Genomic DNA, 24,478 nt, shown 5'->3' on the forward strand with positions numbered 1-24,478 from the left:
GCTGCTCACGCGAACTGTCCCTCCTCTTCTTCGACTTCCGTCGGCAGCGTCGCGTCCCGTGGGAGTTCGACCAGCGGCAGGTAGTCCGCGCCCATCGTCTCCGCGAAGGTGAGGTTCCGCTCGAACCGCTTGCGCTTCATCCGCTCTGCCTTCCGGTCGGTCCAGATCTGGTCGGGCGTCGTGTCGAGTTCGTAGCCGGTGTCGACGAACACCGAGGGGATGTCGTCTTCGTCGAACAGCGCGGCCGCGCGGAAGGCGTCCTCCTTCGCGTCCCCGTCCTCGCGGTACTCGACGTTCGTCTGGCCGTCAGATAGCAGCACGACGAGCGGGTAGAGGTCCTGATCGCGACGTCGCTCGCGCTGTACGAGACGGTACGCTTCGACGAGACCGTGTGCCAGCGGCGTGTTCCCGCCGACCGTCAGCTTCGAGACGGCGTCGCGGGCCATTCGGTGGTTCCGGGTCGGCTCGACGAGCGTGAACGCGTCTTCGCCGCGGAAGACGACGACGGCGACGCGGTCCCGCGCCCGATACGCGTCCTCGACGAGCGAGAGCAGCCCCCGCTTCGTCTCCATCATCTGCCGCCCGCTCATCACGCTCCCGCTCGCGTCGACGACGAACACGACGAGTGCGCGGGCGGTCCGCTCGCGGATCTTCTGGCGGAGGTCCCGCGGTTCGATCACGAGGCCGCCGCGTCGGCCCTCGGTACGCCGGTGCTGATGCGGCGCGGCCGCCCGAACGGTCGCGTCGATCGCGACGTCGTCGACGTCCTCCTGCAGTCGCGACCGGACGTACCGTCCGCTTCTCACGTCCACGCGCGAGGGCGTCCGCCGGGCGAGTGCGTCGCGCATCGTCCGGTCCTTCGTCGGGTCGATCGCCGTTCGATCGATCGTGTAGGAGTCCTCGCCCTCGGCGATCGGAATCCCGCCGGCCTCGGTGTCGAGGCTCTCGTCGCCTTCGGTGTCGCTCTCGTCGTCTTCTTCGCCCGCCTCCGGCTCCTCGTCGCCGCCGGTCGAGAGCACCCCTTCGCCGAAGCTCATCTCGGCGACGCCCTCGACGCGGTGCGGGAACACGAAGTACTGCGCTTCTTTCACGTGGGCGGACGTCGCCTCCGACGCCCCTTCGAGAGCCGCGATCGACCGCGCCACGCGCTCGACTGCGATGTCCGCTCGCATCCCGTGGGCGCGCTGGCGAAGTGCCTCGTAGGACGCGTCCCTGAGCAGTTCTTCGTCGATCTGAACGTCGCCGAGGCGATCCCGTGCCGCCCGCAGTCGGTCGGCGAGCGCGCGTTGCTCCTCGCGGTAGTCCGCTCGGAACGCTTCGGGGTCGGCGTCGAACCGCTCGCGGCGCGCGGCGATCTCGACGCGCTCGTCGATGTCGTCGCTCGCGGTGACGTCGACGACGACGTCGAACCGATCAAGGAGTTGGGGACGGAGGCCGCCTTCTTCGGGGTTCATCGTGCCGACGAGGACGAACTCCGCCGGATGGCGGACGGAGACGCCCTCGCGTTCGACGATGTTCTCGCCCATCGCGGCGGCGTCCAAGAGCACGTCGACGATGTGGTCGTCGAGGAGGTTCACCTCGTCGACGTAGAGGATGTTCCGGTTCGCTTCAGCGAGAATCCCCGGCTCGAATCGCGGGCGACCCTCCCGGACGGCGGTCTGGAGGTCGATGCTGCCGACGACGCGGTCTCCGGAGGCGTTGAGCGGGAGGTCGACCACCCGAATCCGTTGGGTCCCGGTCGGGAGCTTCTCGCCGGCGTCGACACGCTCGCGACATTCCGAACACATCCGTTCGTAGTCGTCCGGCGGGCACCCGTACGGACAGTCCGAGACGACCGCTTGTTCCGGGAGGACCTCGGTGAGCGCACGGACTGCGGTCGACTTTCCCGTCCCGCGTTCGCCGCGGATGAGCACGCCGCTGACGTCCGGGTTGATCGCGTTGACGAGCAGCGCGCGCATCATCGCGGCCTGATCGACGACAGCGGTGAACGGGTACGATACGTCCATAACAATAATACACACAAGATACGGTATCTTAAACAATTAGCGGTCAAGATGGTCACGACCCCGTGTCACGAGCGGTACATCTTTATCGTCTCTCTCACTATTGTATGTTAGGTAACGTCACTCAATCAAAATTATGACAGATATGCTCTTCACGCCGCGACGGATCGGGTCCGTCACCATCCCGAACCGGACGGTGTTTCTCGCCCACGAGACGGGGTTCGCCGAAGACGGACTCCCGACGGAGCGAGACGCCGCGTACTACGAGGCGAGGGCCCGCGGGGGCGTCGGACTTATCATCGGCCCGTCAAGTATGCTCGTCCACCCGAGCGCCTCGAACCCGATGTACGCTGCGGGCTACGATCCGGACGTCGTACCGCGATTAAAGGAAATCGGCGCCGCCTGCCACGAGCACGGGACGAAAGTGTTCGCCCAACTCCAGCACACCGGCGGCGAAGACTCCGGCGAACACGCGATGCGCGAGACCTGGGCCCCCTCGGCAGTGCCCTCCGAGTTCGGCTACGAGATGCCGAAACGGATGGAACTCGAAGACATCGAGGAGGTCAAACTCGGGTTCGCGAAGACTGCCGACCACGTCAAGGAAGGCGGCCTCGACGGTATCGAACTCAAAGCCGGCCACGACGGCATCCTCCGACAGTTCCTCTCGCCGAAGTACAACACCCGATCCGACAAGTACGGTGGCTCGATCGACAACCGCGTCCGACTGGTGAACGAGGTCGTCGAGGCGATCCGCGACCGCGTCGGCGACGATTTCCCGGTCGGGATCCGCCTGACGCTGGACGAGATGGAGGAAGGCGGCTACGACTACGACTACGCGGTCGAGGTCCTCCGCCGACTCCACCCGAGCCTCGACTTCCTCGATTCGGACATCGCCACCATCTCGAAACTCCACATCACCGACGCGCCGATGCACGCCCCCTTGGGGTATACTTCGGAGTACTACGGCGCGGCCCGCGAACTGCTCGACATTCCCGTCATCGCCGCCGGGCGGATCAACGACCTCACGAAGGCCAACGACGTCCTCGAAGAGGGACGCGCGGACTTCATCGGGATGTGCCGACAGCTCATCTGTGACGCCGACACCGTCCGGAAGGTCCGCCGCGGCGAGGACGAGGAAGTGACACACTGTATCGCGTGCAATCAGAACTGCCTCGGCGGCATCCACACCAACGGACACGTCGGGTGCATCCAGACCCCGCGGTCCGGGCGGGAGACGAAGATTCCGCACGTCGAGGACGTCGACGACGCCCCGGCCCCGAGACGGGTGCTGGTCGTCGGCGGTGGGCCGGCAGGGCTTTCCTTCGCGGTGACGGCGGCCGATCTCGGCCACCACGTGACAATCCGCGAGCGGGAGTCGGAACTCGGCGGCCAATCGAACATCGCCACGCAGGTCGACTCCCGCCGGGAGTTCGGCGACGCCGTCCGCAACCTCCTCAATCAGTTGGGGAACCGGGACGTCACCGTCGAGACCGACACAGAGGTCACGGCGGCGGACGTCGCCGGCGAGTCGTGGGACGAGATCGTGATCGCCACCGGCGCGACCGAAAAGCAACCCGAACTCGCCGGCCCGGACGTCCACCGCTCGTGGGACGTGCTCCAGGGCGAGTCGGTCGGAGACAGCGTCGTCGTCTTCGACAACAACAAGCACGCCGCGGGCGTCGGCGTCGCGGAGTACCTCGTCGACGCCGACCGCGACGTGACGTTCGTGACGACCTCCTACCATCCGGGCGACCAACTTGAGGGGACGAACGTCCCGCCCTTCCTGGAGACGCTCTACGAGAACGACGTCGACATCGTGACTCACACGACCGTCATCGGCTTCGAGGACAACGCCGCGCAGTTGCTCAACGTCTACTCAGAAGAGATGACGACGGTCGAGGCCGACTCGCTCGTGGTCGCAGCGCGCCGCGAGGCCCGGACCGGCCTCGCCGAATCGATTCGCGAGCAGGGCGTCGACGGGGACGCGGTCCACCGCATCGGCGACTGCGTCGCCCCCCGACTGATCGACAAGGCGATCTACGACGGCGAGATGCTCGCACGGGAGCTTTCGGTATGACAGGTGCAATACTCATCGTCCCCGAATCCGACGACGTGGCGCTGCTCGAGGAAGCACACCGGCTGGCTGAGGAACTTGCGGAGACCGACGGCGACTCACCGGCCGTCGTCACCGTCGCCTTCGAGGGCCTCGTCGATCCGGACGAACTGGCGAGTGCGAACCCGGACGAAGTCGTCCACGTCGTACGCGACGGCGACGAGCAGTTCGCTGCTGGGGCCGCCGGTGTTCGGGCCCGTGCCGAGGCGCTCGTGGCGGTCGCAGACGACCCCCGTGTCGTTCTACTGCCTGATACCGCCGACGGCGCCGACCTCGCGGCGGCGACGGCGCGGCGGCTCCGGGGTGGCTGCGTCACCGACTGCCTGCTCCGGGTCCGCGACGGCGAACTGACTGCGGGGCGGCAGGCCTACGGCGGGCGCGCCTACGCCGAACTCTCCTTCGAGGGCGGCCCGCCCGTCGTGACGCTGAACACCGAGGCACTCGGGTCGCCGGCGGCCCCGCCGACCGGCTCCCCATCGGTTCGCGAAGTCGAGGTGAGCGTCGCGGACGACGACCGACTCCGGCACGTCGAGACGTTCGACGTGCCAGAAGCGGACTTAGCGAAGGCACGCCGCATCGTCGCCGGCGGGTTCGGCCTCGGCGGCCCCGACGGCTTCGAGGTTATCGAGGACCTCGCCGACGCCGTCGGGGCGGCGGTGGGCGCGTCTCGGCCGCCCTCCGACGAGGGCTGGGTAGCCTACGATCGACAGATCGGCGTCACGGGAAAGGAGATCGACGTCGAACTGTACGTTCCGTGTGCTATCTCCGGTGACTCCTACCATATGCGCTCGGTGAACGCGGAGTACCTGATCCCGATCAACTCCGATCCCGACGCTCGCATCTTCAACTTCGCTGATATCGGCATCGTTGGCGACGCGTACGAGTACGCGCCGGCGCTCGCGAACGCGATCCGAGACGCGAAAGCCGAAGCCGAGAGCGAACCGGGGACGGGCGAGACAGAGGCGGTCGGCGACGGTGGCGAGCGCGTCGTCGATCCTGGTGCTGAGGGCTCCCCCGAGGAGGTGCGGGAATGACCGACGTCGACTTCGACGTCGTGGTCGTCGGATCGGGACGGGCCGGGACCGCGGCGGCGTACAAACTCGCGACCGAGGGCCTCGACGTCGCCCTCGTCGAACGCGCTAAACAGCCGGGGATGAAGAACATCACCGGCGGCGTCCTCTACGGACAGATCCTCGACGAACTCGTCCCGGAGTTCCCCGAGGAAGCGCCCTTGGAGCGGCACGTCGTCGAACACAACATCAAACTCCTCCACGGCGACGCCGAGGTCTCGATCGGCTACCGAGACCTGTCGCTGCGCGAGGAACCGAACTACACCCTGATGCTCGGGAAGTTCGATCAGTGGTTCGTCGAGCGCGCCGTCGACGAGGGAACGATCTTTCTCCCGGAGACGACGGTGAAGGACGTCAGCCAGCATTCCGACCGCGCTGTGGTCCACACGGACCGCCCGAACGGCGACCTCTCGTGTCACGCGGTCATCGGTGCGGACGGCGTGAACACCACGGTCGGCCGCGCGACCGGGATCCAGCGGACGATGCGAAACGAGGATATGGCGCTCTCGGTGAAGAAGGTCCTCGACGTGGGCCGCGACACTATCGACGAGCGGTTCAACCTCGACAGCGACGAGGGCGCGGCGTACATCTACACCGGCTACCCCGAGGACGCGCCGACGATCGGCTACTTCATCTACACCTTCGAGGAGTACCTCTCTGTCGGCGCGGTCGGCGGCCTCGAAACCCTTCGGTGGCTCGGTGAGCAGGGCTACGGCGGGACGGGAACGCCGCTGTACGGTCTCTTAGAGGAATTTATGGAACTCGACACGGTCCGCCCGTACGTCAAGGGCGACGCGCTCGAAGAGTACCAGGGGATCTTAGTCCCCGAGCACTCCTACGACACGCTCCCGGACCGCTACGACCGCCGCGTGGCGCTCGTCGGCGACGCCGCGGGTCTCGTCTTGAACAAGGGCTACACCTTCCGCGGGCTCGATTACGGCATCAAGAGCGGGCTGGAGGCCGCCGAGGCCGCCATCGAGCGCACGCGCGACGGCAACTGGGACGCGTTCGGCCGACGTTACGACGAGCGCCTGGAGAACTCCTACGTCCTCGAAGATATGAAGCAACACCGTCACCTCCCCGAATTCCTGAAGAACGAGCGGATGTACGGGGCGTATCCCGGGATCGCGATCGAGACGCTCCGCGGTATGTACTCCGCCGGCAGCGACGCGGAGGGTCTCACCTGGAAACAAGCCTTCCGCGCCTTCCAGCAGAGCGATGCGGGCGTCACGGACCTACTCAAAGACGGTTTCCGGGGGTTCCGCTCGCTATGACCGAAGCGACCCAAAAAGCAATGCCTTTCGACACCAATGAGACACCGGTAACAGGTATGAGTTCACACACCACACGAACGACGGCGATCCACGGAGGGAGAGAGCGATGAGCGTACAGGACAGCCTGGAGACGGTGAACTGGGACGTGAGCGAGGAGGCCCACATCACCGTCGACAACGAGCTGTGCGTCACCTGTGAGGACAAGCCCTGTCTCCACCTCTGCCCGGCGCAGTGTTTCGACTACCAAGAGGATCAGGAAGGCGGGATCTACTTCGCGTACGAGCCCTGCATCGAGTGCGGTGCGTGTATGGTGTTCTGTGCGAACGACCCCGAGAAGGGGGCCGTCTCCTGGTCAAAATCAGAGGGCGGCAAGGGCGTCGAGTTCGACTTCGGGTGACGATGCGCCTCGACAATCGAACCGCCGTCGTGACAGGCGGCGCGAGCGGGATCGGCGCGGCGACCTGCCGCGTGCTCGCCGAGCGCGGGGCCGACGTCGTCGTCGCCGACCTCGACGAAGAGCAGGGCGCAGAACTCGTGGACGAGATCGACCGCGAGCGCGACGGCGGCGCGTCGTTCGTCGAGACGGACGTGAGCGACGAAGACGCCGTCGCCGGGATGGTCGACCACGCCGAGGCGGAGTTCGGACGCCTGGACGTCCTCGTCAACAACGCTGCCGTCGCTTCTCGCGAGGCTGACGGTCCGGTCACCGACCTCGCGGACGACGCCTACGACTTCCTCACCGGCGTCAATCTCCGGGGGTCGATGTACGCGTGCAAACACGCGATTCCGGCGATGCAGGACACCGGCGACGGCCACGGCGTCGTCGTGAACAACGCCTCTATCGCGGCGCTCGTCGCCGAACCGGGAATGGACATCTACACCGCGACGAAAGGTGCGCTGGTGTCGCTCACGCGTTCGATCGCCATCGAGTACGCGCCCGAGATCCGGGCGAACACGGTCTGTCCGGGCGTCGTCGAGACGCCGATGCTCGAAGCGGCGATGGACAGCGGAGCGGGCACAGAGGACGACGGCGACGTTCCGGACACGCTCGACCGGATGATCGAGGAGACGCCGCTCGGGATGGCCGATCCCGCGGACGTCGCGCACACGGTCGCCTTCCTGGCCTCGTCCGACGCGAAAGCCATCACAGGTGCGACGATCCCAGTCGACGGGGGGTACACCGCACGATGAAGGCACTCGTCACTGCACGACCCGAACCGCACCGCGTCGTCGACGACGACGGCAACGCCGAACCGTACCGCTGGCAACTCAGCATCGACGACCGCGTGGCGCTGGAAGCCGCCCTCGACGTCGCAGACGACGTCGTCGCCGTGGGCATCGGCGGCGACCCGGCGCGCGCGAGCGTCCGATCCGCGCTCGAACGCGGTGCCAATCGTGGGATCCACGTCGCGTTCGACCCGATCGAAGAGATCGCCGGCGAGAAGTATGCGACGGCGCTCGCCCGCATTGCGGCTCGCGAGTCGCCGGACGCCGTCTTCGTCGGCGAAACGTCCTCGTTCGCCGGATCGGAGGTTGCATCGCTCGCGGCTGCCCGCATCGACTGGCCCTGCGCGACGCGGGCCACGGCCCTCGGGGCCGAGAACATCGACGTCGACGGGGATATCGAGGCGGACGACGACGAACTCGTGGTCCAGCGAAAGCTCGCGATCGGCCGGCAGGAGGTCGTCGTCACCGCGCTTCCGACAGTGCTCGGCGTCGACGCGGGATTCACCGACCCCGATCGGGCGTCGCTGGACACCGTCATCGCCGGACGCCGCGCGGAGATCGAAACGCGCGACCTCGAAGCCGTCGTGCCCGGCGAAACTCGGTTCTCGATGAGCATCGGCAACGCGACCGTCGAGAACGTCCGGCCGAACGAGCGCTGGGGTCGCGGGCGACCGCCTCGTCAGGGGACCGTCGAAGAACGCATCTATCGGATGCTCGGCCGCGGCAGCGGCGACACCAAGAGCGCCGGCGAGCGTATCGACGCGCCCCCCGAGGAGGCTGCCGACCGCGTCGTCGCGTTCCTCAGGGAGAACGAGCTGCTCTGAGGCGTCTGAGCGCCTTCACACCGATTCCCGAGAGCCTGAACCGGGCTGTCGGGCGGAGGTGCGAAAGCGTTCGGTGTTCGACCGCCCCCCTGTACACGCCGCGCTGGTAGCCGAGGTGATCCGCGAGATAGTACGTGCTGTAGGCGAGAACCGACGTCTCAGGATTCGAGACGCGGTACTCGACTCCCAGCGGGAGCGTCATCGCGACGGCGACAGCACACAGGAGGATCGCCCCACCCACTTCGGCGCCATTGATCACGCCGGTCGCTCCGGCGAACACACCGACTCCGCCGAGTGTCACCAGCGGTCCGGTGTAGTACCGCGTGAGTTCGCGGGCGAGCGCGTACGCCGACGAGAGACGTCCCCGTGCCCAACTCTCGACGACGTCACCTGGCGTGATTGCCGGCGAGAGCCGTCGGAACTGTCGCCACCGGGCAGCACCGCCAGCGATTGCGCCCACGCCAGCGAGCGCGATACCGACTCCGACCACGGCTGCCGTGAGCCAGTCCGGAAGCGGAGCCGCGACCGTCGCTGCCATTCCGGCACTCGCGAGCACGACGACGGTGAGGCCGATTGCCGAGATCTCGACGCTGTCCATCCCCTCGCGTCCCCGCTCACGCGCGAGGAGCGCTTCCGACGCACCGTACGCCGTCCGCCGTCGGGCGAACGACCGGACTCCGGTTCGATACACGTGCTCGACGACGCCGTCGGGCGTGTAGACGACGTCGAACCCCGCTTCCAGCGCGCCCCAACACACGGCGACGTCCTCGGCGACGTTTCGTTCGGGGAAAGGCACCGCCTCGAAGACCGCCCGCCGCCCGACGAGGTTCGCCGTCGCGAGGTACGGCGTCTCGCCCCCGGGATCGACGCGGGAGGCCCGCGGCCCCATATCGAGCGAGGAGTTGTGCCCCTCGTAGACGCTCGCGGGGCCGTCCCCTGCGGGACGAATCCGCCCGCCGACGAGGTCGTGCGCGGCAAGATGCGGCACGAGATCGGCGAGCCACGACGGCCGCGGTCGGCAGTCGGCGTCGGTGAACGCGACGACCCCGTAGGCGGTGACCTCGACGCCGCGATTTCGGGAAGCACCGATACCCAGCGGCTCGTCCGCCGTTCCGACGGAGACCACTCGGATACGCCGCTCGTCGGCGAGTCGATGGTTCACAGCAGCGTCCGGAGTGCCGTCGGTCGATCCGTCGTCGACGACGACGACCTCGTAGGTCGGATACGCCAGCTCTGCGAGCGCGTTCAGACACGCCCGCAGGTGTTCGCGATCGTTTCGGACCGTGACGACGACCGATACCGGCGGCGTGTGAGTGGGGTCCCGCGCGGGTCGCCACTCCAGGAATCCGCGCTGGTGAAGCCGCTCACACAGGGTTCGAATCGACGACGGACGCGTCCCGGTTTCCTGGGCGATTGCCTCAGGTGCGCGGAACGCGCTCTCGCGACCTAGCGCGTCGACGACGTGGACCGCGGCGTCGTTGAGTCGCGTCGCCGTGAGCGGACGCTTCGAGACGAGGATGTCGTCGACGAGGCCGACACCGTCCCGCAGTCGATACTCCCCGCTCGGGTCGGGTGCGCTTTGATCGGTACGCTCTGGCGCCGGTGTCGTGTCGTCGCCGATGGGATCGGGTTCGTTCGCCCCGTTCCGTCTCCGCGGCGAATTGCGGGTGACTTCGGCGCCTGCGTCGGACGAGGAGTGGGACGGTTCCATCGCTCGGGTCAGTCACCGGAGAGGATCGCCCGCAGTTGTGGATCCTCGCCGTTCGGGTCCGAACTGCCCATCGCGACCGCGGGACATCCCTCGTGGTCGTCGATCCGGCTCCGGAGGTTCGCGATCTCGCTCCACGCCGTCTCGAAACCGTCCTCGATCACGTTCCCGGATGCGAGGTGGTCCCATTGGGTGAACGCACACGGGTAGACGTCGCCCGCGGGGTCGACCAGACACGTCATCGAGCCCGCACCGCACTGTTTGAGCGTGTCGTTTCTGACCTCGCCGAGCGCGTTCAGATAGAAGAACGAATCGCCGGTCCGGACGTCCTGGTGGTCTTCGAGCCACTCGTGGAGGAACCGGATCTGCTCGGCTTCGAGGCGGAACTCGTCCCAGGCGTCCTCGCCGCGGCCGCTCGGACGGAAGCGGTTCAGACGCAGGCCCGCGCCGTGTGCGTCGGCGAACTCGTATATCTCGGGGAGGTCGGCGACGTTCTGCCGGGTGACCACCGTGTTGACGGTGGTACCGATGTCGCGGTCCTCCAACCGTTCGAGCGCGTCGACGACCTGATCGTAGACGCCCTCTCCGCGGATGGCGTCGTTTTCGGCGCGCAGGCCGTCCATACTCACTTGGAGGAACAGCGGATCCATCGCCTCCAGGCGGTCGAGCGTCGTCTCGTCCAACTGGGTCCCGTTCGTGCTCACGCACGTCGAGATGTCCCGCGCCGTGAGTGCTTCGAGGAGTTCCAGCATATCGGGACGGACGAACGGCTCGCCGCCGCCGATGTTCACCTGGAAGACGTCCATCTCGTCGAGTTCGGCGATGAACGATTTGGCCTCCGCGGTGGTGAGTTCGTTCGGCATCTGATGACCGGGGCCGCTCCCCGACAGACAGTGATCGCAGTGGAGGTTACAGCCCAGCGTGACCTCCCACGTGATCGTGACCGGAGCCGATAGGGGCTCACTCGCCATCGCTGAGCACCCCCCGCTGTAGGAGTGTCTCGACGACGTCCGGCGAGAACTCCGCTTCGACGGCTTCGCGCGACCGCTCGCCGTCGACGAATTCGAGCATGTCGATGACGGTGTCGCTGACGGCGTACATCGAGGCGTCCTCGTACCCGTAGTTCTCGTGGTCGTACACGAGCCCGCCGTCGGCCTCCCGCCGGAATTTGATGTGTGCGGGCTTTGAGACGGTCGTCGGCATCTCAGTACACGCCACAGATGCCGTCGATCTTGAGCTCCTCCTCGAAGAGGTCTTCCTCGATCGTTGGCTCGTCTGTCTCCGAGTCCGCGTCGGCGTCGACATCCGTCGCGACCTCGGTGGCCGTCTCCTCAGTTTCCGCATCCGCGGCTGTCTGTGACATACGATAGCAACAAACCCGTCTGTCTACAAATACGTTTGGGAGGATTGACAAAACGTCCGTGAACCAGGAGACGGCACGGTGGGCGATGTCGCTCTTTGTCACTTGTAAATCGGTGTATACTTTTCTAACGTACGTGCGAACTCGGCGGTATGGACCCAGTTCGCAGTAGCCTCGGTGGCGGAATCGCAGCCACCATCGTCCTCTTGGCGCTTCTGCTTGTGTTCGATATGCTCCTCGCTGGCACGGACCTGTTCGTGTTCGCCACCTTCACCAGCCTGTGTGCCGTCGGTGGTCCGCCGTACTGTCGACCGCAAACGCTGACAGCGACCATCCTGACGCTCACGTGGTTCGTGCTGCTCTTCGCCGTGGCGTGGCCGCTCCTGTTCGGCGGCTTCACGTGGGGGCTCCCCGGCGAATCGGGCCTCACGCACGGCGTGATCTACGGCTTGATCCTCTGGTCGGGCTACCTCGTCATCGTGCTCTTCGCGGTCGGCTTCGGTGGGGAGTCGCTGCGGGCGAACCTCCCGTTTCTCGGCATCACGCTCCTCTCGTACGTCGTGTATGGGCTCGTCTTGGGTGGTGGCTACGATTATCTCGCTCACCACCGGACCTTCTTGAGCGAGGAATCGACCGCTTAACCGACGTATGTGACTGCTACTGGAACTACGAATGGACACGCTCAGCGCTATCGTCGTCGCGACCGTCAGTATCAGTTTCACCGCCTGGATCGGCGTTCTCACGCTGTTCCTCCGCGACGAACTGGTGGATCAGGTGTTGCTCGGCCTGGTCGCGCTCGCCGCGGGCAGTCTCATCGGTGGCGCGTTCCTCCACTTGCTTCCGCGTGCGATCGCCGAGTCGGGATCGGCGGATACGCTCCCTCTGTTTCTATTTCTTATCGGCGGCTTCTGTCTGTTCTACGTACTCGAACAGTTTCTTCACTGGCATCACCACCACGCGGCGACGCACGAGCACGAACCCGTCTCGTATCTGGTCTTGGTCTCCGATACGCTTCACAACTTCATCGACGGCCTCGTGATCGCCGGGGCGTTCCTCCTCGGCACGCCGCTCGGAATCGTCACGACACTGGCGATCGCGCTCCACGAGATCCCACAGGAGATCGGAGATTTCGGCGTGCTCGTGTACGGTGGCTTCGGGCGGCGGCGCGCGCTCGTTCTCAACTATCTCACGCAGGCGACCGTGATCCTCGGCGGCGTCGTCGGCTTCTTTCTCGGGGACGTCGTCACCGGATTACCGTCGGTACTGCTATCGTTCGCGGCGGGGAACTTCATCTACATCGCGAGTTCTGACCTGATCCCCGAAATCAAACAGGAAACTGGAGTTCGCCGCTCGATACTTTACTTCCTCGTCTTTCTCGGCGGCATCGTCCTGATGCTCGGTGTCCGCTTGCTCGACGGCGTCCTCCGGTAATATACAGTCGACGGGATGACGGCGCACAACCGTGACGATCCCGATCTCCTCACAGAGTGCCCGCTGTCGCGATGCGGTGAGAAGCCTGCCACTCAAGTACCCTGAGTACGAAGCAGTCTCCAATGCCAATCGTTGAAGTGACGCTCCCCGACGAACTGCTGAGCGAGTTCGAGCAACTGGTCGACGAAGAGTTCGTAACCGAAGAACAGGCCGTCGAGGAACTGCTCAGTATGGGCATCGACGCCTACAACGTCGACGTCGTCGACGAGGGCGAGCCCGGTGACGACTTTATGGAAGGCGCAGAGAACAACCTCTTCGACACCGCGTCGGACCCCGGCGGGCTCGACGACGACACGCTGTAGGTCGCGACTTCGTTTCTGCTGCACGTCTGCTTATTTTCGCCCTGTCAGTGTCCGCTCTTCAATCGTCGGCCGGCGTCGGCCGACGAACCGACCCCGTTCGCCACGTGTCGCGGCGGTACCACGCGTAGGCGATGAGGGCTCCGGCGACGTTGGAGATGGGAAACGCCAGCCAGATTCCCGTCGATCCGAGGTTGAGCGAGGCGACGTAGGCGACCGGGATTCGAATGAAGCCTAGCATAATCACCGAGATCGCGGCCGCGATCAGCGTCTTCCCCGCACCGCGGAAACTCCCCGTGTAAGCCCGCATTACGCCGATGAATCCGAAGGAGGGAGCCACGAATCGGAGGAAGTCAACGCCGACGCGAACGACCTCCGGATCGTTCGTGAAGACGGCGATGATCGGCCGCGGCACGAGCAGGGCGACGACGCCCGCGCCCGACAGGATCACGAGCATCCACTTCGCGGCGAAGTCGGCCGCTGCGCCGGCGCGCTCGGGCTTTTCCGCACCGATATTCTGGCCAGTCATCGTCTCGACCCCGCGGGCGACAGCGATTGCGGGGAGGAAGATGACCGAGAATATGCGCACGCCGATACCGTAGGCGGCGACCACAGTCGTCGGGAACATCCCCACTACGAGGAGCAGCAAGTTCACCGAGAGCGCCCGGCCAGTTCCCTCGATGGACGCCGGCACGCCGATGTCGAGTAGCCGTCGCAGGTACTCGACGTCCGGCCGCATCTGACTCGGTCGGATTCGGACCCCGCGGACCCCTTCGATCATCACCGCGATGCCGACGACGAACGCCAGCGCGCGTGAGAACACCGTCGCGATCGCTGCGCCAGTGATCCCAGAGCCCGTGTATCCGGTCGTCGCGAACAGCGAGGCTTCCAGCCCGCGGAGGCCCAGCATTCCGAACAGCGGATTTCCGTCGAATCCGAAGATGAGGATCGGATCGAGCGCGATGTTCAGCACGACGGACCCGAACATCACGAGCATCGGCGTGACGGTGTCGCCGTAGCCGCGCATCAGCGCGATAAAGACGAAGAAGCCGAACATAAACGGCAGCCCGGCTGCGATCACCTGCATATAGCCTGTCGCGAGCGGGTGGACCGCCGGCGAGGCACCGAGGAAGCGGATGAACGGGCCGACTGCGACGTAGCCCAGCGCCCCCAGCAGTATCGACCCGAGTATCGAGAAGATGACCGTCTGGGATGCGGCGTACCCCGCTTCGGACTCCTCGTCGGCGCCGATGTGTTGTGCGACGAGGACGCTCCCGGCCACGGACAGGCCCATCCCGAGTGAGATGAGCAAGAACACCATCGGAAACGCGAAACTGATCGCCGCCAGCGCTTCCGTGCTGTACTGGCCGACCCAGAAGGTGTCTGCGAGGTTGTAGGCCGTCTGCAGGAGGTTCGTGATGACGATCGGAAGCGATAGGAAGAACAGCGGGCGACCGATGCCGCCGCTCGTCAGGTTTAGCTCGTCGGGACCCTTGAAGAGCGAACCCAGTCGCTCACCGAGGCTCATTCAGTGCCTCCTACGTTCGCGGTCTCGGACGATGGACCGCCCCCCGTGCTGGCAGCTTGGTCTGCCCGTAGTGCCTCGTCGATGTAGGCGTCGACGGCCGCGGCCGAATCGTCGAGCGGGTGCCCGACTGCGGCGTGGCGCGTCTGCGCGCCGTTGACGTACGTCGTGAGGAACGACGCGACTGCGTCCGGATCGACCTCCTCGTGGAACGTCCCGTCTGCGACACCCTCGGCGACGACCTCGCGGACCGCAGCGGTAAACGCGTGGTCGAAGCGTTGCAGTCGGCTTCGAAACGCGTCGTCGTACGGCGACTGTGCCTTGATCTCTAACAGGGCAGTCTGAAACGCCGGCGCGTCGGATCGGTCTGTAACGAGTGCGACGACGAGACCCCGGAGTCGCTCTGCGGGTGTTTCACCGGCCGGCTCCGCGATACGGTCTTCGAACTGCTCGTAGAGGTGGTCGAGATACGCTACGAGAAGATCGTGCTTCCCGTCGTAGTGATAGTGAATAGACGCCTTACACAGATCGGTCTCGTCGGCGATGTCCTGCATCGTGAGCTCTGCGTAGCCGTGCTTGCAGAGTGCGCTGTGTGTCGCGTGCAGTATTTGAGTCGCCGTCTCCGTCGTCATTCGGGGCGCTCCATTTCGTTGTTCGAACTGACTGTCCGGTCAGTCAAAAAAAGTTCGAATCGGCAGGTCGTCGCGTGTCTGTCTCTCCCGTATGCGACGTCAAAGCACGCTTTGCCCCGCGATTCGAACCGCAGTGTTCGGAACGAACTGATCCAAAAATCCCGCATCACGGGACAATCTGATGTCAGATAGTCGGCTGTGAGTGCATTCACTGCGATTTCTGTCGACAATCTATACTTTCACAAATGTATTAAAATAAATATCTAAAATATAATATACATATAAAAATTATAACGATAATACACAAAGCGGAGTTTTTTGAACTCTATTGGGCAACGACTCAGGAATATAGTATAAGAAAATATTATATTCTCTTGTAGTTTAATTTTTCTTATACTACTTCCCGGATCAAATATACGATCCGGCGTCCGAATAACCCTAACAAAGGTACGACTGTTAGAAACAGGACGTCTCACGGTAAATCCATCGTCAGATACCGTCCCGGATCACGGGACAACTGTTGCAGATCGGATAGCTCTGTCTTTGGTCGGGTTTTGGTCCTCGATAACTGCACGACTGCGTTCCAAAGTTGACGATTCGGGGTGTCAATCTGAAACGAGAACAGCGCGCTACCAGTAGTTTTATTACATATTGATCGAAGGTAAGGGTATGTCCCAGGCAGATACCGAGTCGAGACGGCAAGAAGACCTCGACGCGTATCACGTAATCGACTGCGACTGCCACTATATGGAGTCGTTCAACGACGTCGCAGAGTATATGGAAGAACCCTGGAAGACGAAGTTCGAGGGTAGCAACTTCGACGAGAAAGGGGCCAAGCAGAACCTCAGCTCGTTCTTCCCCTTCTCGACGGGTGACCGTCAGGCGCACGGCAAGATCACGCGCGAACACTCCTCGTACCCCGACGACCCCGAGACACCGGAGCGGATCCGCGAGGGGATGGAGTCGATCGGCGTCGACGAGACGCTCCTGATCTCGCACCTCATCCTCGCCGGCGCCGGGACGATCGCGGACGACACCCGTCAGTCCGCGTTCGCGAAGGCGTACGTCGAGTATATGAGCGAGGAGGTTCTCGACCCCGACGACGGAATCCACGGTCTGGCCCCGATCCCGTACTACGACGTCGACGCCTCGATGGAGATCCTCGACCGGATCGAGGACCGCGACGAGTACGTGGGCGCGTGTTTCGTCACTGCTGGCGCGACGCCCCCGCTCGGCAACCGCAAGTACGACCCGATCTACGAGCGCTGTGAGGATATGGATCTCGCGGCCGTGTTCCACACCGGCGGCGCGGGCCTCGACGAGTACGTCCGCGGCGGCTACCAGGAGATGCTCGAAACGCACACGCTGGGCTTCCTCGAATCCAATATGTCCCAGATCGTGAGCCTCGTCGTGCAGGGCGTCCCCGAGAAGTTCCCCGATCTCGACATCTCCTTCATGGAGTCCGGCGTGACGTACCTCCCGGGTCTGATGACGCGCCTCGACGAGGAGTACCTCAAGCGCCCCGAGGAAGCGCCGCTCCTCGAGAAGAAGCCCGGTGAGTACATCACCGACTTCTACTACGGCACCCAGCCGCTCGAGATCTCGGCCGACCCCGCGTACCTCGAGAAGTGTATCGATATGGTCGGCGCGGACCAGCTGATGTTCGCCTCCGACTACCCGCACTGGGACTACGACCGCCCGACGACCGTGATGGACCTGCCGTTCCTCTCCGAGGAGGAAGTCGAGATGGTCCTCTCGAAGAACGCCCAGGAGGTGTTCGGCCTATGAGCGATCTCGTCGAAGTCAAACCCGCCGACGAGTTCGAGAACGGCGACCGCGAGTTCGTCGACGTCGGCGGCGTCGAGGTCGGCGTGCTGCAGGTCGAAGACGAGTTCTACGCGCTGCAGAACTACTGTATGCACGACGGCGGCCCCGTCTGCAGCGGGAAGACCCACCGGAAGCTCCTCGGCGAGTTCAAAGAGCCGGGTCAGCGCGTCGAGAAGTCGTACTCCGAAGACGAGTGCGTGATCTCCTGCCCGTGGCACGGGTGGTCCTACGACATCGAGTCCGGTGACCACCTCGCCAACGACGACATCTCCCTGCCGACCTACGAGGTCGTCGTGGAAGACGGCGTCGTCTACGTCGGCGGCCAGAAGAACTAGCTCTCGACGAGGGGAACGCCCCCGACGTTCGATCTTATACCGCATCTTTATTTTGCCGCAACGTCAACGTGATCTATGACCGGAAATCTCGTCGGGGCCGACGAAACGCTCTTTCGGATCGTCGAAGCGATGGCTGAGGCGGGGCCGGTCGGCGTGACGGAGGTCGCTAAACGGCTCGATCTCACCAAGAGCACGGCGCACCGGCACCTCCAGACGCTCGAAGCCCGCGGCTACGCCGTCAACGACAGCGGCACGTACCGGCTGTCGCACCAGTGGTTCCACATCGGGACCGCGGTCAAGACCCGACAGCCATTCTACGCGGCCTCGAAAGAGGCTGTCGAGAATCTCGCAGATCGAACCCAGAAAACCGCCTGGTGTGCGATCGAGGAGAACGGAAAACTGATGTTCGTCAACGGTGCTGGATCGAACCCGACGCACAACCCGGATTTGCTCGTCGGCGACTGGTCGTCGATCACACATACGGCCGCCGGCAAAGCCATCCTCGCGCACCTCCCGGAAGACCGACTCTCCGAAATCATCGACGCCGACCCGGCCGCCGACGACTCTCTCAGTCCTACTGACCTCCGTAAAGAACTCGAATACGTCCGTTCCCGCGGCTACGCCGTCAATCAGGGCGAAGACATCTCTGGGATCTACGCCATCGGAATGCCGGTCGTGGCTGACGAACGCGTCTTCGGGTCGTTGTCGGTCGCCAGCCCCTCGGACGCACTCGTCACCGACGACCGCGACGAGACGCTCGAGTATCTCGCTTCGGCTGTCGACCGCGTCGAAGACGTGCTCGCGTCCGGAGAGGGCAGCAGCCGGACGCCGCAGCCACGCAGCACGACTGGCCCGACGTAACTCGACTGACTTCGACCTGTTTCTCGCCGGGGTACCTCACTATTCCCGCAGGGGTCGGCCGGAAGCTCCCATATGGTGACACCGCAGTGCGAGGACATCGACTCGGAAACGTTTGGAAGTTACAACTGCCGAACTAGTATTGGATGTAGTAGCATATAGAATATATTATAAATTATGATATTGTGGTTGAAGGTTACTACTTTCTATTCCCTATTGCGAAATAATGTGATAATAAATGGCGCTAAATACGTAAGAAGTGGTTTTAACCAACAGAAAATAAGAAATATAAATACTATTATTGATGTCATTCCAGAGTATATGACTGATCAATTACGATTCTGTCTCTGAACGTATTCGCCACGTGCCCCGTAAGAATTAGAACAGCGTTTGCACGCTTTCGCGTATCTGATCGGACAGCGTGCGATCGAATGTGTACTCATACTGTCGGACAGCAGTTCGTGAATGATGTGGCACCCACGGGGTGCCGATACGCTTCACAGAGTTCTGTCCGACAGTATCAGTTGTAAGCGGTACTGTAGTACCGCTGCCGACTCTCACTGTAGTGGTTTCTGTCGTCAGCTTCGAAGTTCTTCGATCCGTTTTTCGAGTTCCTCGATCGCTTCGTCGACTTCGCCACGCGCTTCGTCGGTCATCTGCTCTGCTTCTTCGGCGGCCGTGTCGAATGCGTCGCGAACGCGCTGGACCGCCTCGTCGATCCCGTCTGAGTCACTCATAGCGTTCTCGTATATGACGTTCGATCAATATATATTCAACGACGCCTCGTGTTCTGGACTCGGGTTTCGCTCGCTGGAGGGGGTCGAGAACGACGCAGCAGGGACTATGCCGGCCTCTAAGGCGACACAGATTATTGCCACTTACTTATCCCATTCTGAACACTTATGATTATTAATATTTATATACTAATGTATGAGGATTGGAAAAGAACCTCTCCTTGCGGTCTTCATCGTGTTCGTCGTCACTTCCGCAGGTGCTGCACCGATTCTGGCTACGACTGTCGCCGCACAGGGTAACGGTGATGGGATGCACGGCTCTGGACCCGGCCCCAGCCCGAACGTCACAGCCGGTCAACATCAGAACGGAAGCCACTCGATGCGAGTGGAGAACGTCGGCGCGAATCAGACGATTCGCGTGCAGTTCCGTTACCGGGCCGAGTCCCTCGACGTCGGCGTTCGAATGCGCGAGATGGCGGTTAGAACCAACCGGAGCGGCGACTACCAGTTCGCCCTTCGAACGGCCGCCAACGCGAGTGCCGGCGTCGGTGCGTTCTCTGGCCCCGCGCCGTTCGGGTACTTCAATATCACACACCAATTCCCGAACGAGAACGTCACGAACGCGTCGATGACGTTTGCTGTGAACCGCACGCGGTTGCGCGAGCGGAACGTCTCAGCCGAGCGCGTCGCTCTGTATCGGTACAACGCACAGAACCGGTCTTGGAACCGACTGCAAACCAGAGTGACCGAGCAGAACGCCACGCAGGTGGCCTTCCGTGCGGAGTCGCCGGGTCTCTCCGAGTTCGCTGTCGCTCCGGTCGCCGATGCCTCGACAGCCACCGTGACTGTCACGGAGGAGACGTCCTCGACCAACACACCCGGATTTGGTCCGGGTATAGCCGTACTCGCTATAGTGGTATTCGCCAGCCGTCTGTGGCTGCACTGACCCTATCGTACCGGCACTCCGTCGAGCGTCCATCGTTCTTCCGTTTAAGTGAACTCACCGCCCACAGGACGCCCGTACAAGGCCATATTTTTGTGTTACTGTGGCGAAAGGTCAGTTTGTATGGATGGGAACCGCTTCGCCGTGGCGTTGTTTGGGATCATCGTCTCGGTCGTCATCGGTGCACTCGCGTACCAATTTATCGCTCCGTTGACCATCTCTGTCTTCCTGTACTACTCGACGCGCCGCTACCACCGGATGCTCCGACGGTTCCACCTTCCAGCGAACGCCAGAGCGGTGGTCGTGATGTTCTCGCTCGCCGTCCCACTCATCTTACTGATCAGTTACGCTACAGTGCTCTTGGCGATCGAGGCCCGCCGCTTCATCGACCAGTACGCGCTCGTCGACGTCGCAAACGAGAACTTCGAGTGGTTCGGGGGCATCAACGAGATCCCCAAGTTCACCATCGAGGGGCTCTACGGAGCGTACCAATCCGGCGATCTGGCCCCGTTCATCGACTTTGCGACCCAGCACGCCACGTTCTTCACGACGCTCGTCTCGGAGTTTATGTTGAATCTGTTCGTCGTCGTCATCGTCACGTACTACCTCTTAGTCGACGGCAACCGCATCAGTCAGTGGCTGCTCAACTTCGACGACGAGGCCATCATTCGAGAGTACCTCGAAGCCGTCGACAGGGAACTCGAAGCGGTGCTGTTTGGAAATCTCCTGAACGTCCTCGCGGTCTCGCTGATCGCTATCGGGTCGTTCAGCACGTATAATGCGTTCGTACCGCCCGCCGCGGAGGTTCCCTATCCCGCGCTCGCCGGTGCGCTCACTGGCATCGCGAGTCTGATTCCGGTCGTCGGAATGAAAATCGTCTACGTCCCGCTGACACTCCTCACCGCACTCCCGATCGTCCTCGGTGGGACGCTATCGAGTCTGGTGTACGTGGGGGGGTTCTTCGCTGTCGCCGTCGTCGTCGTCGACACGATCCCCGACGTGGTGCTTCGGCCGCTTCTCAGCGGCGAGGAAACCCACGTCGGTCTCCTGATGCTCGCGTACACGCTGGGTCCGGTCGTACTGGGCTTCTACGGCCTGTTTTTCGCGCCGATCCTGCTCGTCGTCGGGCTGACGTTCGCGAATACGGCGCTGCCGCGTCTCCTGGGCGCGTCGGAAACGGAGGAGCCGCCAGCACTGGACCAGTGAGGTCTCTCGCGACCTGCTCGCGTCGGAAGTCTCGCCTGCGATGCCCGCTCCGGCTCTTCGAGTCGCTCGGCGCGTTCACTCTCGATTGCGTTGTTTCCGGTTGCAGTAAGTCTCCCTTGACGACTGCCACGCTCGCTATTCGCCGCCCTTACTGGCGCCTCTGGCACGCTCTTGGCATCGGAGACGTATTGCAGTAATGTGACACACAATCTGGGTATTCCTATCCAACGGACGGGTACGACGGGCGTTCGATACGGTCTCGACGGGAGAACGAGTTATCACTCAGATAGAACGTGAATAACAATTCGAGATCGTGTCATACGTTTGCACGGTATGTCCCGAAACGGCACACTCAGTTTGCACCGACGGCCCCTGATGAAGGCGTTCGGTGCCGGTGCGGCCATCTCGGTGCTCGGCGGCTCGACCGTCGCCCAAGAAGATGACGAGATGGACGACGAGGAGAGTAGCGACGACGAAGCGATGAACGGCACAGGTACGGTCCATACCGTCGAGACGCTGATTCGCGCCCCGCCGACGAATCAAAACCGACCAGTGGACTTCTTCTTTCAGCCCACGGGACTCCACATCGAACCGGGGGACGTGGTGAAGTTCGTGTTCCGAACACCCGATCACAACGTCGTCGCCTACCACCCGGCATTCGGGATGCGGCGGCGCGTCCCGATCGGCGTCACCGCGTTCTCCTCTCCACTCCTCGGTTGGCGGCCGGAGTCTGTCCCCGGCGATCAGATCGAACCGCCAGCCGAGATGAGTGGCGATGAGGAGGATGACGACGCTGACGGCGGCGATGAGGAGGATGACGACGCTGACGGCGGCGATGAGGAGGATGACGACGCTGACGGCGGCGATGAGGAGGATGACGACGCTGACGGCGGCGATGAGGAGGATGACGACGCTGACGGCGGCGATGAGGAGGATGACGACGCTGACGGCGGCGATGAGGAGGATGACGGCGCTGATGACGGCACCGACGACGAGAGTGACGACGGAAGCAACGGTACCGACGACGATGGGGACGACGGAGACGACAGCGACGGCGAGGGGCCCGTTCCGGATACGTGGCTCCACGCCTTCGAGACACCGGGCGTCTACGACCTCCTCTGCTCGCCGCACGAGGGATACGGAATGGCGATGCGAGTCGTCGTGGGCGACGTCACGGAGACGGAATTCGAGACCTCGAATCCCGCGAACCTCCTCGAACCACGGGCGGGACCGGTCGGACTGGCCAGGGTCACACTGACTGATCCAGCGCTCGAACCATCGAACATCGCCAGCGAGGGTACCGTCCTCTGGGAGGCGCTCGAATCGAACCAACAGAGCGGGCCGGACGACGGGGGAGAGGAGAGCTAACGCGCTGTCGGCGTAATATTTGTGTCGTGGGCGTGTGTCTACGTGCACCGCGGATCACGCCTTCGCGCGGGTTCGCGCCTCGGCCCCGCTCTGGATCGGTGCCCTCGCGTCCGTAGCGCTGTTTCTGTTCGCGGTTCAGTTGCTCGACATTGCCACTGAAGCGGCGACCGTGCCGCTCCGGCAGTTCTTTGCTCATCACGTCTCCGGCGATGCCCAAGCGCTGGGCGTGAGCTGGCTCGCCACGTACGTGCTGACTAACGGTTCGATCGTCGCTGCGCTGTCGGTGTCGCTATTCGGAAACGGGATCGTCACCGACGCACAACTGTTTTTGATGGTCGCCGGTTCTCGCCTCGGTGCCGAAGAAATTCGTGAGCGCGCGCACGCCCGCTCGACGGAATTACTCGCCGCGGCCGAGGCTATCGCCGCCGATCACGGCCGAACGGTGTCGACAGCGACGAGGCTCGGCAAGCCGGGCCGCGAAATCGTCGCGTACGCAGAAGAACACGACGCCGATACGATCGTACTCGGCAGCCACGGGCGCGCACTGCTCACCCGCGTCCTCCTCGGCTCGGTCGCCGAGACGGTCCTCCAGCGCGCCCCGATGCCGGTGCTGATCGTCAGATGAGCTCCTCGTAGGTGCTCGCACGTTCGTCGGTCTTCCGCGCGTGGCCCTGTCGGCCGGGTGCGTCCGGCTGACACTCCGTAGCTGTGACTTCTCGACCACGTGACCGGTCCACAACCGTTAAAAAACGGACCGGCAAATCTGCATACGATGCGTGAGGAAACCGTCGGCGCACTTCTCGTGATGGGGTCGGCGGTCGGATTCGGGACGCTGGCAATCTTCGGGAAGTTCGCGGAAGCGGCGGGACTCGGGCGGCCGCCGTTGCTCTTCTTTCGCTTCCTCGGCGGCGGCGTGCTCGTCTGGGCGTTTCTCGCCCTCCGCGGCGACGTGAGGCTCCTCTCTGGGCGGCCGGCCTGGTCTGCGGCCGGACTCGGAACGATGTACGCCGTCCTGACGATCGCGTACTTCACGGGGCTCACTCACCTTACGGCGGGGCTCTCGGCGGTGGTGTTCTTCACGTACCCCGTGTACGTGCTGGTGCTCTCTGCAGCCTTCCTCGACGAGCGGGTCACACTTCGACTCGTCGTCTCGCTCGTCCTCGCGTTGGCGGGCCTCGGGCTCATCCTCGGCGCCGACACGCGGGGTGCGACGCCGCTGGGCGTCGTGCTGCTCCTTGCGGCCGCGATTGGATACGCCGTCTACATCGTCGGCGGTCGCGTGCTGTCGACGAGCGCGAAAGCGAGCGTGCTCACGGCCCACGTACTGACGGTCGCGACCGCTCTGCTGGGTCTTCGGTGGTACGCCGAGGGGGCGACGCTCCCGACCAGTCCGACTCAGTGGGGGGTCGTCGTCGGAATCGGCGTCCTCGGCACGGGCGTCCCGCTGGTGTTACTCTACGAGGGCCTCGGGTTCCTGCAAGCGAACCGCGCGAGCGTCCTCGGGACGGCCGAGCCGGTGACGACCGTCGCACTGGGCGTGCTCCTGCTCGGCGAGTCGCTGACGGTCGAGACGGCCCTCGGCGGACTTCTCGTCGTCGGCGGCGTCCTCCTCTCGCAGATCGAGGACCCGGTCGGGTTACTCCGGCGACTCGCCCGCACGCAGAGATAGAGTTAACGTTCG

Annotated in this window: 25 protein-coding genes; 17 read left to right on the top strand and 8 right to left on the bottom strand. The window is 63.8% G+C overall.

Annotated elements, in window-relative coordinates; genetic code table 11:
• Positions 1 to 5: 5 nt before the first annotated feature.
• Positions 6 to 2,006, bottom strand: coding sequence for a VWA domain-containing protein (locus tag NO347_RS13235; RefSeq protein WP_256290060.1), 2,001 nt, complete (start codon positions 2,004 to 2,006; stop codon positions 6 to 8).
• Between the two features lie 133 nt (positions 2,007 to 2,139).
• Between NO347_RS13235 and NO347_RS13240 the strand changes: the two genes are divergently transcribed.
• From NO347_RS13240 to NO347_RS13265, 6 genes are all read left to right on the top strand, one after another.
• On the top strand, positions 2,140 to 4,080 hold the full coding sequence (locus NO347_RS13240; RefSeq protein WP_256290061.1) for an oxidoreductase: 1,941 nt from the start codon (positions 2,140 to 2,142) through the stop codon (positions 4,078 to 4,080).
• Positions 4,077 to 5,150: an electron transfer flavoprotein subunit alpha/FixB family protein gene (locus NO347_RS13245; protein ID WP_256290063.1), complete on the top strand. Its 1,074-nt coding sequence runs from the start codon at positions 4,077 to 4,079 to the stop codon at positions 5,148 to 5,150. The genes NO347_RS13240 and NO347_RS13245 overlap by 4 nt, the downstream gene beginning before the upstream one ends.
• Positions 5,147 to 6,460: an FAD-dependent oxidoreductase gene (locus tag NO347_RS13250; protein WP_256290064.1), complete on the top strand. Its 1,314-nt coding sequence runs from the start codon at positions 5,147 to 5,149 to the stop codon at positions 6,458 to 6,460. Before NO347_RS13245 ends, NO347_RS13250 begins: the two co-directional genes overlap by 4 nt.
• Before the next feature lie 106 nt (positions 6,461 to 6,566).
• A complete protein-coding gene (locus NO347_RS13255) occupies positions 6,567 to 6,857 on the top strand; it encodes a ferredoxin family protein (RefSeq protein ID WP_256290065.1) in 291 nt (96 codons plus the stop codon).
• Positions 6,858 to 6,859: 2 nt separating this feature from the next.
• Positions 6,860 to 7,651 carry an SDR family NAD(P)-dependent oxidoreductase gene (locus NO347_RS13260; protein WP_256290066.1) on the top strand — a complete coding sequence of 264 codons (792 nt, stop codon included), beginning with the start codon at positions 6,860 to 6,862 and terminating at the stop codon, positions 7,649 to 7,651.
• Entirely contained in the window at positions 7,648 to 8,511 is an 864-nt protein-coding gene (locus NO347_RS13265) for an electron transfer flavoprotein subunit beta/FixA family protein (protein ID WP_256290067.1), read from the top strand. The genes NO347_RS13260 and NO347_RS13265 overlap by 4 nt, the downstream gene beginning before the upstream one ends.
• On the opposite strand, the gene NO347_RS13270 is transcribed toward NO347_RS13265, so the two are convergent.
• The 4 genes from NO347_RS13270 to mftA are packed head-to-tail and all read right to left on the bottom strand — an operon-like array spanning position 8,489 to position 11,582.
• On the bottom strand, positions 8,489 to 10,222 hold the full coding sequence (locus NO347_RS13270; protein WP_256290068.1) for a glycosyltransferase: 1,734 nt from the start codon (positions 10,220 to 10,222) through the stop codon (positions 8,489 to 8,491). The two genes, NO347_RS13265 and NO347_RS13270, sit on opposite strands and share 23 nt — an antisense overlap.
• Before the next feature lie 8 nt (positions 10,223 to 10,230).
• Positions 10,231 to 11,190 (bottom strand): mycofactocin radical SAM maturase, encoded by a 960-nt coding sequence (gene mftC, locus NO347_RS13275; RefSeq protein WP_256290069.1) that lies wholly within the window; start codon positions 11,188 to 11,190, stop codon positions 10,231 to 10,233.
• On the bottom strand, positions 11,180 to 11,422 hold the full coding sequence (gene mftB2, locus NO347_RS13280) for a mycofactocin biosynthesis chaperone MftB2 (RefSeq protein WP_256290070.1): 243 nt from the start codon (positions 11,420 to 11,422) through the stop codon (positions 11,180 to 11,182). The genes mftC and mftB2 overlap by 11 nt, the downstream gene beginning before the upstream one ends.
• 1 nt (position 11,423) lies before the next feature.
• Positions 11,424 to 11,582: a mycofactocin precursor MftA gene (mftA, locus tag NO347_RS13285; protein WP_256290071.1), complete on the bottom strand. Its 159-nt coding sequence runs from the start codon at positions 11,580 to 11,582 to the stop codon at positions 11,424 to 11,426.
• Positions 11,583 to 11,731: 149 nt separating this feature from the next.
• Here mftA and NO347_RS13290 point away from each other — a divergent pair, with 149 nt between their 5' ends.
• The 3 genes from NO347_RS13290 (at position 11,732) to NO347_RS13300 (ending at position 13,372) form a co-directional block, all read left to right on the top strand.
• The gene (locus NO347_RS13290; protein WP_256290072.1) at positions 11,732 to 12,220 is read left to right on the top strand and encodes a DUF6789 family protein; all 489 of its coding nucleotides are present in this window, start codon (positions 11,732 to 11,734) and stop codon (positions 12,218 to 12,220) included.
• 31 nt (positions 12,221 to 12,251) lie between these two features.
• Positions 12,252 to 13,010: a ZIP family metal transporter gene (locus NO347_RS13295; protein WP_256290073.1), complete on the top strand. Its 759-nt coding sequence runs from the start codon at positions 12,252 to 12,254 to the stop codon at positions 13,008 to 13,010.
• 122 nt (positions 13,011 to 13,132) lie between these two features.
• Positions 13,133 to 13,372, top strand: coding sequence for a DUF7120 family protein (locus NO347_RS13300; protein WP_121569674.1), 240 nt, complete (start codon positions 13,133 to 13,135; stop codon positions 13,370 to 13,372).
• Between the two features lie 58 nt (positions 13,373 to 13,430).
• On the opposite strand, the gene NO347_RS13305 is transcribed toward NO347_RS13300, so the two are convergent.
• Together NO347_RS13305 and NO347_RS13310 are read right to left on the bottom strand one after the other, a co-directional pair.
• Positions 13,431 to 14,897 carry an MATE family efflux transporter gene (locus tag NO347_RS13305; RefSeq protein WP_256290074.1) on the bottom strand — a complete coding sequence of 489 codons (1,467 nt, stop codon included), beginning with the start codon at positions 14,895 to 14,897 and terminating at the stop codon, positions 13,431 to 13,433.
• Positions 14,894 to 15,526 (bottom strand): TetR/AcrR family transcriptional regulator, encoded by a 633-nt coding sequence (locus NO347_RS13310; protein ID WP_256290076.1) that lies wholly within the window; start codon positions 15,524 to 15,526, stop codon positions 14,894 to 14,896. Before NO347_RS13310 ends, NO347_RS13305 begins: the two co-directional genes overlap by 4 nt.
• Positions 15,527 to 16,195: 669 nt before the next feature.
• On the opposite strand from NO347_RS13310, the gene NO347_RS13315 reads away from it, so the two are divergent.
• From NO347_RS13315 to NO347_RS13325, 3 genes are all read left to right on the top strand, one after another.
• Positions 16,196 to 17,314, top strand: a complete 1,119-nt coding sequence (locus NO347_RS13315; protein ID WP_256290077.1) for an amidohydrolase family protein — start codon at positions 16,196 to 16,198, stop codon at positions 17,312 to 17,314.
• The gene (locus tag NO347_RS13320) at positions 17,311 to 17,688 is read left to right on the top strand and encodes a Rieske (2Fe-2S) protein (protein WP_256290078.1); all 378 of its coding nucleotides are present in this window, start codon (positions 17,311 to 17,313) and stop codon (positions 17,686 to 17,688) included. Before NO347_RS13315 ends, NO347_RS13320 begins: the two co-directional genes overlap by 4 nt.
• Before the next feature lie 75 nt (positions 17,689 to 17,763).
• Complete coding sequence (locus NO347_RS13325) at positions 17,764 to 18,549, top strand: IclR family transcriptional regulator (protein ID WP_256290080.1); 786 nt, start codon at positions 17,764 to 17,766, stop codon at positions 18,547 to 18,549.
• A gap of 575 nt (positions 18,550 to 19,124) precedes the next feature.
• On the opposite strand, the gene NO347_RS13330 is transcribed toward NO347_RS13325, so the two are convergent.
• Entirely contained in the window at positions 19,125 to 19,283 is a 159-nt protein-coding gene (locus NO347_RS13330; RefSeq protein ID WP_256290082.1) for a hypothetical protein, read from the bottom strand.
• Positions 19,284 to 19,476: 193 nt separating this feature from the next.
• Between NO347_RS13330 and NO347_RS13335 the strand changes: the two genes are divergently transcribed.
• From NO347_RS13335 to NO347_RS13355, 5 genes are all read left to right on the top strand, one after another.
• Positions 19,477 to 20,226 carry a PGF-pre-PGF domain-containing protein gene (locus NO347_RS13335; RefSeq protein WP_256290084.1) on the top strand — a complete coding sequence of 250 codons (750 nt, stop codon included), beginning with the start codon at positions 19,477 to 19,479 and terminating at the stop codon, positions 20,224 to 20,226.
• Positions 20,227 to 20,346: 120 nt separating this feature from the next.
• A complete protein-coding gene (locus NO347_RS13340; RefSeq protein ID WP_256290086.1) occupies positions 20,347 to 21,429 on the top strand; it encodes an AI-2E family transporter in 1,083 nt (360 codons plus the stop codon).
• A gap of 375 nt (positions 21,430 to 21,804) precedes the next feature.
• Positions 21,805 to 22,797, top strand: coding sequence for a hypothetical protein (locus NO347_RS13345; protein WP_256290088.1), 993 nt, complete (start codon positions 21,805 to 21,807; stop codon positions 22,795 to 22,797).
• Between the two features lie 34 nt (positions 22,798 to 22,831).
• Entirely contained in the window at positions 22,832 to 23,422 is a 591-nt protein-coding gene (locus NO347_RS17285) for a universal stress protein (protein ID WP_256290090.1), read from the top strand.
• Between the two features lie 147 nt (positions 23,423 to 23,569).
• Positions 23,570 to 24,466 (top strand): DMT family transporter, encoded by an 897-nt coding sequence (locus NO347_RS13355; RefSeq protein WP_256290091.1) that lies wholly within the window; start codon positions 23,570 to 23,572, stop codon positions 24,464 to 24,466.
• Positions 24,467 to 24,478 lie beyond the last annotated feature (12 nt).

Origin of the sequence: Halobellus inordinatus (assembly GCF_024464655.1) — an archaeon.
Classification (GTDB): Archaea; Halobacteriota; Halobacteria; order Halobacteriales; family Haloferacaceae; genus Haloquadratum; species Haloquadratum inordinatus.